Origin of the sequence: Gluconobacter kondonii (assembly GCF_002723995.1) — a bacterium.
Taxonomy (GTDB): domain Bacteria; phylum Pseudomonadota; class Alphaproteobacteria; order Acetobacterales; family Acetobacteraceae; genus Gluconobacter; species Gluconobacter kondonii.
In genome coordinates this window covers 1-13,184 of record NZ_BEWP01000018.1, presented here as the reverse complement: position 1 = coordinate 13,184, position 13,184 = coordinate 1, and the positions used below count along the sequence as shown (strand labels likewise).

Here is a 13,184-nt window from a genome sequence, read left to right as displayed (position 1 = left end):
AAGCCCCCTTTCACTCAGACGGCGAACGCTTTATTTTCCGTGTCCCTGCGCCCTGAGGCTGCAAGTTCGCGGAGCGCCTGATTGAAAATACTGCTGATCATTCTGCCACTTCTGGCGATGAGCCTTACGGGATGTGCCAAGGCTGCTGAGGTTCGGGACACGCTCTCAATCGGTCTGTCCATCGAGCCGCCGGGTCTCGACCCTACACGCGGTTCCAGCGAAGCCATCGGAATGGTGACCTACGACAATATCTATGAAGGTCTGGTACGGCTGGATGAACAGGGAACCATCAAACCCCTCCTCGCTCAGGATTGGAGCGTTTCGCCAGACGGCTTGACCTACGATTTCGCACTCCATGAAAATGTGCATTTTCATGACGGAACGCTTTTGACCTGTGAGACTGTAAAATTTTCACTTCTCCGCGCTGAAGCGTCAGGCAGTACCAACCCGGACAGAAGCACTTTCAGCCAGATTGCCGATATTTCCTGCCCCGACAGCCTACACGTCCAAGTCCGTCTTCAGCGACCCTATGGCAGTTTCCTGTACCAGTTGGCATGGAACGACGCCGCCATCCTTTCGCCAGCCTCCGTAGCGCAGAACATCAGTCACCCCGTCGGTACCGGGCCTTTCGTCTTTGGCGAATGGCAACGCGGCGATCACCTGACGCTAAACCGCAATCCGGAATACTGGGGTGCCAGACCCGCCCTGCGTTCCGTCACCTTCCGCTTCATGCCCGACCCGCTTTCGGCCAGCAACGCGCTTCTGGCCGGGGAACTGGATGCCTATCCGTCCTTCCCATCCCGTGAAATCCTGAGCCGTTTTGCCAGCAACCCGCAGCTTGAGGTCGTCCGCGGCAGCTTTCCCTTCAAGGCCATTCTCGCCCTCAACAATGCCCGCCGCCCATTCAACGATCTGCGCGTCCGACAGGCCATCGCGCAGGCCATTGACCGCAAGGCGCTGATTCAGGCTGTGGCGGAAGGTGACGCGACGCTCCTGCAATCGCACATGGCGCCGGACGATCCCGATTACATTGCCCTGCCCGACCGTTATCCCTACGACCCCGATCATGCCCGCGCGCTTCTGAGGGACGCAGGCATTGCGCCCGGCCTGCATCTGACGCTGGCGTTCCCGCCCATCGGCTATGCACGCGACAGCAGCGAACTCATCGCCGCCTACCTGGAACAGATCGGGCTGAACGTCACGCTCCAACCCGTGGAATGGCCCGCATGGCTCAGCCAGATTTACGGACAGGGCGCCTTCGACATGACCGTCATCGCACATACGGAGCCACACGACATCGCAATCTATGACCGCACACCGGTCTATTTTCACTATCACAGCCCCGTCTTTCACGACCTTCTGGGGCGCTATGAAGCCACAGCCGATCCTGTTCTGCGCCGTGCGCTTTCCGCACAGATGCAGACACAACTTTCACAGGACGAACCTAACATCTTCCTGTTCTCGATGCCCCGTGAGACCGTCCTGAACCGCCATCTCAGAGGCCTGTGGACCAATCAGCCCATCGCAGGCTGCCCGCTGGGTGGCGTCTTCTGGGAGCCATGACGGGATGAACGTCCTGTCTCTGGCCTTTCAGCGGCTCCTGCTACTGATCGTTGCAAGTCTTGTCATTTTCGCCGCCATGAACCTCATCCCCGGCGACCCGGCCTCCGTCATGCTCGGACTGGACGCAAGTCCCGAGAGCATCGCCGCCCTGCATCATCAACTCGGGCTGGATACCGCCCTGCCCGCAAGATACGCACACTGGGTCGGCGATTTGATACGCGGCAATCTGGGCCGCAGCTACATCTACGATGTCCCCGTGAGCAGCCTGATTGGCGAACGCTTGCAAAGCACTCTGCCCTTGATCCTGCTGGCCATGCTGCTCTCGCTCGGCGCAGGCATCCCGCTTGGCATGACCGCCGCTGCAAACCGGGGGAAAATGTCCGATATGGGCCTTATGGCAATGCTTCAGCTTTTGAAGTCCATTCCCGATTTCTGGCTGGCGATGATGATGACGTTCCTGTTTTCCCTGACCCTTCACTGGCTGCCAGCCAGCGGTTTTCCGGGCTGGGGTCATGGATTTTTCACCGGCCTGAGAGCGCTCATTCTTCCGGCCGTCGCACTCGCCGTCCCGCAGGCCGCCATCACCGCACGCTTCATGCGCTCTTCCCTGATCGAAACCCTGTCGCAGGATTTCATCCGCACGGCCCGCGCCCAAGGTTACAGCCGCTCTGGCGTCCTGTGGCGCGTTGCGTTGCCCAACGCCCTGATCCCGGTTCTGACACTGGCCGGGATTCAGCTTCCTGTTCTCATAACGGGCAGCATCATCGTCGAAAGCGTGTTCAGCCTGCCCGGCTGCGGAAAACTTCTGCTGGAAGCCGTCAACCAGCGTGATCTGCCCGTCGTGCAAAACCTCGTCATGCTGATCGTCACCGCCGTCATAATCCTCGGTTTTCTGCTGGCAGCACTGGTGCGTTTTCTGGACCCACGCCTTGGGGAAGAACGCCCATGAACACGCGCACCAACCCGACACTCTGGACTGGCAGCGCGTTGCTCGGCATCGTTCTGCTTCCTGCATTCGTCACGGCCCTGCTCACGGGTGCCCGTGCTCCGGCCATCGACGTCATGCACCGCTATGCACGTCCCTCCCTGTTACACCCGCTTGGAACCGATCCCTTCGGCCGGGATCTTCTGACCTTCGTGCTTTCGGGAGCATTCAACAGCGTCCTGATCGCGGCAATGGCCGTCTGCCTCTCCACAGTTGCGGGAACGGCACTGGGACTGATGGCGGCCGGGAAACCACCCAAAGTCATCATGGGTCTGGCCGATCTGGGTCTGGCGTTTCCGCCCGTTCTGACCGCCGCTCTTCTAGTCACGGCGCTCGGAGCTTCGGCCACGGGTGAAATCCTCGCCATCGCCCTGTTCGGCCTTCCCGCCCAGATCCGCATCACCCGGCAGGCTGCACGCACCATTCTGATTCAGGACTATATCGCAGCCTCCCGTCTAGCCGGACGCGGCACCGTTTCCATTTTACGACGGCACGTCCTACCGAACATCCTCCCGCTTCTGACGGTTCAGGCAACATCCTCGCTCGCACTCGCTATCCTGTCCGATGCGGGACTGTCCTATCTTGGGCTGGGCGCGCCCCCACCTCGACCGGATCTGGGCCGGGCGCTGGCCGCTTACCAGATCCATATTTTCGATCATCCGCTTCTGGTCGCCGTGCCGGGCCTGACAATCATGCTGCTCGTTCTGGGGTTCAACATGGCCGGTGACGGCTTGCGCGATGCTCTGGATGCCCCGCTACAGGAGCGCGCGCCATGACCTCTCTTCTTCAGGTCATGGATCTGAGCGTTCACAGCCTAGCCCGTCCCATCCTTCACGCCCTTTCCTTTACTCTAGAAGCGGGAAAAATCCTTGCCGTTATCGGCGAGTCAGGCTCGGGGAAATCCACACTGGCCCTGAGCCTCATGGGGCTACTGCCAGCCGGATTCCAGCCTCACGGAGAAATTCGTCTGAACGATGAAAACCTTCTGACGCTTACGGAACCTCAATGGTGTCAGATCCGTGGAAACACGCTCGGCATGATCTTTCAGGAACCCATGTCAGCGCTCAACCCCATGCGAAGGATTGGCGCACAGATCGCCGACACGCTTCGGCTTCATACAATACTCACACGTTCCGAAATCCGCGATCAAACCCTCGCTCTCATGGAGCAAGTTGGCCTTTTGAAAGCAGGCGTGAACGAACGCGCCTATCCCCATCAGCTTTCGGGAGGGCAAAGGCAGCGCGCGCTTCTGGCCATGGCACTGGCCTGCAAACCCGCCCTCCTGATCGCGGATGAATTCACCACAGCTCTCGATGCCCGCACCCGTGCAGACGTGATGACACTTGTAAATCAACACACCCAGACGCACCGCATGGCCCTCTTGATGATTTCTCACGATCTGGGTCTGGTCCGTCATCATGCGGATCACGTTCTGGTGCTGAAAGATGGGATCTGTGTGGAACAGGGCCCGACTGTCTCCATATTCGACGCCCCCGCCCATCCCTATACGCAGGCCCTTCTCGCTATGTCCCTGCATGGCGCGGCCCATACGCCCTTAACGCGCCTGCCCTTTTATACGGTACCGGCATGACCCCGATCCTTCAGGCCCGGAATGTGACGTTCGGACAGTCCGGAAGGCAAATCCTGCATACTGTCAGCCTTGATGTCCTGCCGGGCCAGACGCTCGGAATCATCGGCGCGTCCGGCAGCGGAAAATCAACCCTCTGCCGTCTCTTGAGCGGCCTCATCCCCCCCCATGAAGGACAAATCCTCTATCAGGGACAGGATCTCGCAACAGCTTCCCGCGCCGCACGGGAAAAGATCCGTCCTGCCATCCAGATGATTTTTCAGGACCCTTACGGCGCCCTCGACCCACGCCAGACGGTCCGCGAGATCGTCGGGGAGGCCCTTGACCCTGCCCCAGACCGCGAAGCCCGCATTCTGACGGCTCTCGCCGAAGTCGGCCTCTCCGCTGAAAGCGCAAACCGCTATCCGAAAGCCTTCTCGGGTGGTCAGAGACAGCGCATTGCGATTGCGCGCGCCCTGATCACGCGCCCATCCGTCATCATCGCGGACGAGGCCGTTTCGGCGCTGGATGTTTCGACACAGGCCATCGTCCTGAACCTTCTGCTGGATCTGCAACAAAAACACGGACTGGCCTATGTTTTCGTCAGCCACGATCTGGCTGTCATCCGCCATATGTCGCACCATATCGCCGTTTTGGAACAGGGACGGATTGTAGAATCCGGACCGGCCTCCACCGTCCTGAATGCCCCGACCCAACCAGAGACGCGGGCACTGCTCGAAAACTCCTTCTGACCGACGAGGCCGCATGACCAGCCTGAACCTGCTCACCGACATCCCTGGAATCCGCGTGGGCCATAGTGAATATCTGAACCTGCGCACGGGGGTGACGGTCATTCTGTTCGACAGTCCGGTCACTGCCTCCGGTAGCTTTCCGGGCGGCGCTCCGGCGCTGAGGGAAACCGCGCTGCTGGAACCCGAAAATCTGGTCGAACATATCCATGCAATCGTTCTGTCAGGCGGTTCCACTTACGGTCTGGATGCCACAACGGGGGTTCAGGCGTGGCTGCGGGAACAGTTCGGAAACACGCCCCTTCCACCAGGCACGATCCGCGTCCCCATCGTCGTACAGGCCAGTCTTTATGATCTGCCAGCAGGCGGTCAGACGTCCTGGGGACGCTACTCCCCCTATGCCGACATGGGGCATCAGGCTGCCGAAAACGCCCGCCATGGCTGTTTCAGACTGGGCACCGCGGGCGCAGGAACAGGCGCTACAACTGCCACACTTCGCGGAGGATTAGGTTCGGCAAGCACCATAACCCCGGCCGGACACCGCGTGGCCGCTCTGGTCGCGGTCAATGCCGTCGGGACAGCCACGATCGGCGATGGCCCCCATTTCTGGAGCGCGCCTTTCGAACAGAGACATGAATTCGGCGGTCTGGGCATGCCCGCGCATCTCACGTCAGAAGACCTGCGCCTGCGCTCCAAATGGGCCTCCGTCACCGGCACCACGATCGGCCTGATCGCGACGGACGCAACCCTCACCAAAACACAGGCCAAACGCCTTGCCATTCTCGCTCAGGATGGCGTGGCGAGAGGCGTTTTCCCAGCCCATCTGCCTCTGGACGGCGACGCCATGATCGGAGTCTCTACACGGGAAAAACCGGCACCCACGCCTCAGGAATGGACGGAAATCCTCCACGCCGCCACACAGGTCACGGCGCGCGCCATCGCCCGTGGCGTGTACGAGGCGGGACCGCTGCCCGGCGCCACATCCCTGCCCACATGGAACGAACGGTTCGGAGAAAAAAAGAGACAGGTTTCAGATACGATACAAAAATGATTCGAACGCTCATTTCATATATTTTCTTCATGATCGTATATGATTATAGAACTCAGACCGAGTGTTCTGCCCAAGGCTGAGTCCATGTCCTCTGTTGTGCCGTCCTATCCTGTCCGCTCCCCCCTCCGTCAGGCCATTGCAGCAGACATGCGCAGACCTGAGGCGGACTGTATCCTTCCCCTGATCGAGCAGGCCACGCTAACCGAGACGGAACAGCAGAACACGTTCGACGTCGCCCGCCATCTGACCCGCACCCTGCGCACCCAGCGCCGTCCGGGCGGTGTCGAGGCTCTCGTGCAGGAGTTCTCGCTTTCCTCCGCCGAGGGCGTGTCCCTGATGTGTCTGGCCGAAGCGCTCCTGCGCATTCCCGATGCCGCCACACGCGACGCTCTGATCCGCGACCGGATCGGCACGGGAAACTGGCTGTCTCACATGGGCGGGAAAAAGACCGTTTTCGTAAACGCGGCCTCATGGGGCCTGATGCTGACCGGCAAGCTGACCAACGAGACCGATGAGGGCCTCGCCGCCGCATTATTCCGCCTTGTCGGACGGGGCGGTCAGCCACTGGTCCGACGTGCGCTCGACATCGCCATGCGAATGATGGGCGAACAGTTCGTCATTGGGGAAACCATCGAGGACGCGCGCAAGGTCAGCGCAGAGCCCGAGGAACGCGGCTTCAAATACTCCTACGACATGCTCGGCGAAGCCGCGATGACGGAAGCCGACGCCCTGCGCTACCGCCACGACTACGAACGCGCCATCGACGTCATCGGCCAGACTGCCCGTGGCGCGAATGTCTATGAAAAAGCAGGCATTTCGATCAAGCTCTCAGCTCTTCACCCCCGCTACGCCTTCGCCCAGCGCGAGCGCGTTCTTGAAGAACTGGGCCAGACCCTGAAGGATCTCGTCGTTCAGGCCCGCCGCTATGACATCGGCATCAATATCGACGCCGAAGAAAGCGAACGTCTCGACCTCTCGCTCGACCTGATCGAAAACCTGTGTCACTGCCCCGAACTGGACGGCTGGAACGGCATCGGGATCGTGGTGCAGGCTTATGGGCGCCGCGCCTCGAAGGTTCTGGACTATTTGATCGACCTCGGACGCCGCAGCGGACACCGTCTTATGATCCGGCTGGTGAAAGGTGCGTACTGGGACAGCGAAATCAAGAAGGCGCAGGTCGAAGGCCAGACGGATTTCCCAGTCTACACGCGCAAATGCTACACCGATGTCAGCTATATCGCCTGCGCCAAAAAACTTCTCGCCGCCCGCGACGTGGTTTTCCCGCAGTTTGCCACGCACAACGCCCGCACGCTGGCCACGATCTATACGCTGGCAGGACTGAACTTCCAGATTGGCGACTACGAGTTCCAGTGCCTGCACGGCATGGGCGAGACGCTTTATAATGAAGTCGTCGGGCCGCAGAAGCTCAACCGCCCGTGCCGCGTCTATGCCCCGGTCGGCTCGCATGAGACGCTTCTGGCCTATCTGGTGCGCCGTTTGCTGGAAAACGGCGCCAACTCCTCCTTCGTCAATCAGATCGGTGATGAGAGCCTGTCGATCGAAAGCCTGATTGAAGACCCGGTCGCACTGGCCAAGACCGTGGAGCCGCCGGGTGCCTCTCATCCGGCTATTGCCCTTCCGAAAGACCTGTTCGAACCCGAGCGGACCAATTCGCACGGACTGGACCTGACCGACGAACACACCATCGCTGCTCTATCCGAGGCCGTCCGCGTGTCTGCCGAGCAGGCGCTTCAGGATACATCCTGTTCAGGCGAAGTGCAGGATATCCGCAACCCCTCCAACCATTCCGACCGGATCGGCACGGTCCGTTTCGGAAACGAAGCCGATGTCCGCAAGGCCATCGATTTTGCAGAAAGCGAGATGTCGGCATGGGCGGCTCTTTCCGCTGACGAGCGAAGCGCAAAGCTTGACCGTGCGGCTGATCTGCTGGAACAGTACCAGAAAGACCTGATGGCCCTTCTGGTTCGTGAAGCTGGTAAATCCTACGCCAATGCGCTTTCCGAAGTCCGCGAGGCCGTGGATTTCCTGCGTTATTATGCCGCACAGGCGCAGGACATCGCCCGGACAGGCAGCAGTGCGCCGCTCGGTGTCGTCGCCTGTATCAGCCCGTGGAACTTTCCGCTTGCCATCTTCCTTGGACAGGTCTCCGCAGCCCTCGCGGCTGGCAACACGGTCGTCGCCAAACCGGCCGAGGAAACTCCCTTCATCGCCCTGCGCGCCGTCTCTCTTCTGCGGGAAGCCGGAATTCCGGAAAACGCGCTCCGCCTCGTTCCCGGTGCGGGCGAAACCGGTGCAGCGCTCGTAGCCGACGCCCGGATTTCCGGCGTGATGTTCACCGGCTCCACCGCCGTTGCAGGTCTGATCGCCAAAACCTTGGCCGGCCGTACAGGAGTGGATGGGCAGCCCGTTCCATTCATTGCTGAAACGGGCGGACAGAACGCCATGATCGTGGACAGTTCCGCTCTAACCGAACAGGTCGTGGCGGATGTGCTGGTCTCGGCATTCGACAGCGCGGGCCAGCGCTGCTCCGCACTGCGCGTCCTGTGCGTGCAGGAGGACTGCGCCGATCGCGTCCTGACCATGCTGCGCGGTGCGGTCGAAGAACTGCGGGTCGGCGATCCAGCGCAACTGCGCACCGATGTCGGCCCCGTCATCTCCGCCGAAGCCCGCTCAGGTATTCAGACCTATATTGACGAAACACGCATGCACGGCCGCGCCGTATGGTCCCTTCCGCTGCCGGAAGGTGCAGAAAATGGCACCTTCATCGCCCCGACCATTATCCAGATCAACAGTCTGGCAGACCTGAAGGGCGAGGTTTTCGGACCCGTGCTACACGTCCTGCGCTTTGAATCCAGCGGCTTCGAAGCCCTGCTCAACGCCATCAACCAGTCCGGCTATGGTCTGACATTCGGCCTCCACACCCGGATCGAAAGCCGTATGGCGCATGTCACGTCCCGCATCGAGGCCGGAAACCTGTATGTCAATCGCAACATGGTCGGCGCGGTTGTCGGCAGCCAGCCTTTTGGAGGCGAAAAACTGTCCGGGACAGGACCGAAAGCCGGTGGTCCACTAATCCTGCGCCGCCTGATGAGCACCACCCCGCCCCATATCGGCTGGGAAAAACAGGAACTTCCTGAACCTGCCCGGCTGTTCCTGTCCTGGCTGATGCAGAGCAGTTTTCCGCTTTATCAGAAAATCGTGGAAGGCATGCAGCATGGCCTATGCGGCACCACGCGCGAGCTTCCCGGCCCGGTTGGCGAGACCAATCTCTACCAGCTTCTGCCGCGCGGCGCCGTCCTGTGCGTTGCCAGTGACCGGGAAACCATGCTTCGCGCCGTAGGGCTCGCCCTGAGCGGCGGAAATACGGCCTTCGTTCAGGGGCCGAACGTGGCCTCGGACTGGGTCTCCGACCTGCCGCATGCCCTCGCTTTGCATATCCGCCGCACTCAGGGCGGGCGCGCCGCAGGATGCCGGACGATCCTCGCATCTTTCGAAGAACGGCAGATGGCCGAACAGGCCCGCACGGCCCTGTCGCGCTCGGGCATGGTCGTACAGCTTTATATGGTGGACGCAAAAAGCCCGATCCGGCCCGAATGGGTGCTTCAGGAAAAGGTCGTCAGCACCAACACGACGGCCGCAGGTGGCAATGCGAGCCTGATGACCATCGGGTAATATCCCACGAGCATGATCGTTTGTTGCGATCATGCTATGAGGACCGCCCCACTGACGGATAACCGACCTCATGAGCGATGCCGCACCGACTTTCACGCCTGTTGATACGAAAAGCGGCTCGGCCTCGCTCGAAATCGCGGACGCCCTGCGCCGTGCCATCACGGATGGCATACTGACCGACGCGCAGCCTCTGCGTCAGTCCGAACTGGCCCGTAATTTCGGCGTCTCCACCATTCCGGTCCGCGAGGCGCTCAAACAGCTTGAAGCAGAGGGGCTGATCGCCTTTCTGCCCCATCGCGGCGCCGTGGTGACGGGGATGAGCGAAGCCGACATTCTGGAATATTCGGACATCCGCGCTTCGCTGGAAAGCATGGCGGCAGGACTGGCCATGACGACCCTCACCCGTGTTGACCTGGCCCATATCGAGGACGCCTATGAGGCATTCGTGAATGGAACAGGTGGCAGCCACGGCATGGCCCAGTCCGGTCGGCTGAACTGGGAGTTTCATGGCGCCATTTATGCCGCTGCCCGTCGCCCGCGACTATACAGCATGATCCACGACCTTCATTCGCGCCTCGACCGCTATATCCGCGCCCATCTGGAACTGCCGGGACGAAAAACCGCAACGGACGCCGAACATTTCCAGATCCTTCAAGCCTGCCGCAAACGTGACAGCGACGAACTTGGACGACTGACAAAGCAGCATATTCTGGAATCGGCCCGCCTGTCTCTGGATGTCATCCGCGACCGAGCGGCCTCCTGATCGTCATCCTGCCGGGGTAGCCGTTACCAACTTCACAGTCCCGCGTTCATCGAACCAGCAATTCAACGGACCATCCGCGTGGAAAAACCCCGGAATGCTGTCGATGATATGCGCGCTCTGCTCCAGACAGGCCACAAGACGGACGCGAAACACATCCTCCATGCCCGGATCATTGTCTGAGCCGATTAGCCGCGCTGCTTCTCTTAGAGAGGCCGCCGTACCAGCCGGGTCCCGACGCAGCATTCTGAAAGACGCAAGGGCCGTGTTGAGGGCTTCCGTCTGGGCAGCAGTCAATCCAGCCTTCTCCGCCGCGCGCCTGAGACGGATCAGCAGACGGCCAAGGGACAACGCAGCAAACGCACCATCCACATAACCCTGCCGGTCAATTGGTGACGTGACCAGAGACAGGCGCATCAGCAGACTCGAGACTTTCTGGATCTGCGCCCCTTCCCATACCATCCAGGACGGGACTTTCGCACCCGGCTGACTTGAAAGACTCTGCAAACTACGCCCCAGAGACAGCACAAGCCGCGACGCATACAGCCTTTGATCGGCTGGCATAATCACCCGGAACACCAGAACAAGCAGCACACACCCCATCAGGATGGCCAGCCACGTATTGATGAGCGTGATGTCATCCACAACCATGCTGTTCGTCACCATCAACTGCATGGCCAGAAAGACCGTATAGCCAAAAGCGCCGATCCCGTAGCGCGGATGAAACTGGAGCCACACGCCCGGCAACATGCACGCACAGATCGACAGCCAGAGCATCGGATACCCATCCACGCGAGGCAGCGCCACGATATGGCACAGCCAGCAGGCCGGGACCGAAAGCGCCGTACCGATCGCCATCGGCACACTGGCCCGGGCAGCCGATGGTACGGTCGACAGCAGGCTCGATGCCGCCACCACATACATGATCATCATCGGACCGGTCGGGAAATACGTGATGTACCAGATCATGCAGGCCAGAAAGGCGATGAGCATTCCGCGCAATCCATTATAGATCGCGGACATCCATTCTACATGCAGCCCGCTTCGCACCCGGACATGCGCGCCACGCGGGCTGGACAGATCCAGCACGATTTCCCGCAACTGAAACAGAATATCGCGGGTATTATCGACCGACGCCTGAGCTTCTGGCGATATCGCAGAACGCTCCAGACTTTCCAGCCGTTCCAGCGCGTCTTCCAGACATGCGAGCACGCTCTGCGGTTGCTCGATCCATCCCGCACTCTCCGTCAGGACAAGGATCCGGGTCAGCGTATCGCGGATTTCACGATGCACATCTGCCGAGAGCGGGTTCGCGATCCCCAGATTACGCCAGTACGGATGATAGGACGCGACAAGCCCCGTCATGCGACTGACCGCCAGTCGATAGCCCCTCACCCCTGCATGAATATCCGGATTGTCGGTTGCCGCGTATTCGATAGCCGGCCCCAGACGCGCAAGCTGCCCCAGAAGGCGCTGTCTGCCATCATAGAGGGTCTGCGGCAGCGTCCGGAATGCCCCATCGGCAACGGCTGGTTCCGCATTCTGAACGTCCTGTATGACGGCAGGACGAACCAGTCCTTCATGAAAAACCAGAGCATGGCGAAGGGTCTCGCGGAACGCCCCCGACAATGCCTCCATCGTCCCCTGACGCCGCCGGGGCGACGTCACCATGAAGACAGCCGCCGTCACCACAATTCCGAGCGCCACGTCCGACACCCGCATCATCGCCGACAGGAAAATGTTCTCGGGATGGGTAAAAGCAGGAACGGCCACGATAACGATCGTATATCCGGCCAGAACCGCCGCATAAGCCCTGAAATACCGCAGGCACGTCGCCGTCATGCAGGCCAGTCCGACAAAGACCGAAAGCGCCATGAAATACAGAACCGCGGACTGTACAAACATCGCCATGACAGCCGTGCTCAACGCCGCTCCAATCACCGTTCCGGTCATGCGCCACACACTTTTGGACACCAGCGCGCCCACGGTCGGATTGGCAACGATCAGAACGGTCGTGACCGTACTCATCGGCGATTCAAGCTGGATCATGAACGCCAGAAAGAGCGCAATCCCGATGGACAGGAAAACACGCGCCGTGAAAGCCGCCGTCGCAAGGAAATTCCGCCAGCGGATGCTGCTGCGGTCAAAAGAAAACATCTGACGGAAAAGGTTTTTCATAAGGGATCGCAGCTTCAGCAGGACGAGACATCGGACAGGGAAAATCTGCTCTCCATCATGCCAAGCTGATCTCGCAGCATCTCTGCCTCCTCCTCGGGAAGCCCTTTGGTCAGCCGGGCCTCAAGCTCCGCTGCAATCTGCTGGAACCTCCGACAGCGTGCCATCCCGGTTTTCGTCAGTGCCACAAGATTAGAGCGCCGGTCATGAGGATCGGGCCCGCGCGAAATCAATCCTTCCCGTCCCAACTGGTCCAGAACCCGAACAAGTGCAGAGCTGTCCACCCCCATGACTGACGCCAGATCGCTCTGCTTCAACCCGTTTCCCATCACCATCAGATAGGCCATGGGCCGCATGGTCGCGAGCGTCATGCCCTCAGGGCGTAGAAGACGGTCAAGCTGGGCCCGCCACAGGCTCGACAGCCGCATGACATGAAAGGTCAGTTCCATGTCATGAAAACTGCTCTCCCGAAGAAGGGACGCACCATACTGGACAGCCATTTTCAATGACACCTCAACTGTTGACATATCAATAGATTATATGACAACATACGATTTGAAAACAGATCCTGTTGACATTTTCGTCAGGAAGTTCAGTTTTTGATCCATATCACTAACCGACTCTCCCTCGCATAATGAAGG

Annotated in this window: 10 protein-coding genes; 8 read left to right on the top strand and 2 right to left on the bottom strand. The window is 60.2% G+C overall.

Annotated elements, in window-relative coordinates; all coding sequences use genetic code 11:
* The first annotated feature begins 81 nt into the window (after nucleotides 1–81).
* The 8 genes from GKO01_RS13415 (at nucleotide 82) to GKO01_RS13380 (ending at nucleotide 10,371) form a co-directional block, all read left to right on the top strand.
* Complete coding sequence (locus GKO01_RS13415) at nucleotides 82–1,563, top strand: ABC transporter substrate-binding protein (protein ID WP_244901471.1); 1,482 nt, start codon at nucleotides 82–84, stop codon at nucleotides 1,561–1,563.
* 4 nt (nucleotides 1,564–1,567) lie between these two features.
* The gene (locus GKO01_RS13410; protein ID WP_099287467.1) at nucleotides 1,568–2,512 is read left to right on the top strand and encodes an ABC transporter permease; all 945 of its coding nucleotides are present in this window, start codon (nucleotides 1,568–1,570) and stop codon (nucleotides 2,510–2,512) included.
* Nucleotides 2,509–3,324: an ABC transporter permease gene (locus tag GKO01_RS13405; RefSeq protein WP_099287466.1), complete on the top strand. Its 816-nt coding sequence runs from the start codon at nucleotides 2,509–2,511 to the stop codon at nucleotides 3,322–3,324. The genes GKO01_RS13410 and GKO01_RS13405 overlap by 4 nt, the downstream gene beginning before the upstream one ends.
* Nucleotides 3,321–4,139 (top strand): ATP-binding cassette domain-containing protein, encoded by an 819-nt coding sequence (locus tag GKO01_RS13400; protein WP_099287465.1) that lies wholly within the window; start codon nucleotides 3,321–3,323, stop codon nucleotides 4,137–4,139. Before GKO01_RS13405 ends, GKO01_RS13400 begins: the two co-directional genes overlap by 4 nt.
* On the top strand, nucleotides 4,136–4,867 hold the full coding sequence (locus GKO01_RS13395; RefSeq protein ID WP_099287464.1) for an ATP-binding cassette domain-containing protein: 732 nt from the start codon (nucleotides 4,136–4,138) through the stop codon (nucleotides 4,865–4,867). The genes GKO01_RS13400 and GKO01_RS13395 overlap by 4 nt, the downstream gene beginning before the upstream one ends.
* A gap of 13 nt (nucleotides 4,868–4,880) precedes the next feature.
* Nucleotides 4,881–5,915 (top strand): P1 family peptidase, encoded by a 1,035-nt coding sequence (locus tag GKO01_RS13390; protein WP_099287463.1) that lies wholly within the window; start codon nucleotides 4,881–4,883, stop codon nucleotides 5,913–5,915.
* 39 nt (nucleotides 5,916–5,954) lie between these two features.
* The gene (gene putA, locus GKO01_RS13385; protein ID WP_244901470.1) at nucleotides 5,955–9,608 is read left to right on the top strand and encodes a bifunctional proline dehydrogenase/L-glutamate gamma-semialdehyde dehydrogenase PutA; all 3,654 of its coding nucleotides are present in this window, start codon (nucleotides 5,955–5,957) and stop codon (nucleotides 9,606–9,608) included.
* 70 nt (nucleotides 9,609–9,678) lie between these two features.
* Nucleotides 9,679–10,371, top strand: a complete 693-nt coding sequence (locus GKO01_RS13380) for a GntR family transcriptional regulator (protein WP_099287462.1) — start codon at nucleotides 9,679–9,681, stop codon at nucleotides 10,369–10,371.
* 3 nt (nucleotides 10,372–10,374) lie between these two features.
* Here GKO01_RS13380 and GKO01_RS13375 read toward each other — a convergent pair whose 3' ends face one another.
* Both GKO01_RS13375 and GKO01_RS13370 read right to left on the bottom strand, forming a co-directional pair.
* Complete coding sequence (locus GKO01_RS13375; RefSeq protein WP_099287461.1) at nucleotides 10,375–12,546, bottom strand: FUSC family protein; 2,172 nt, start codon at nucleotides 12,544–12,546, stop codon at nucleotides 10,375–10,377.
* Between the two features lie 14 nt (nucleotides 12,547–12,560).
* Nucleotides 12,561–13,043, bottom strand: coding sequence for a MarR family winged helix-turn-helix transcriptional regulator (locus GKO01_RS13370; protein ID WP_099287460.1), 483 nt, complete (start codon nucleotides 13,041–13,043; stop codon nucleotides 12,561–12,563).
* Nucleotides 13,044–13,184 lie beyond the last annotated feature (141 nt).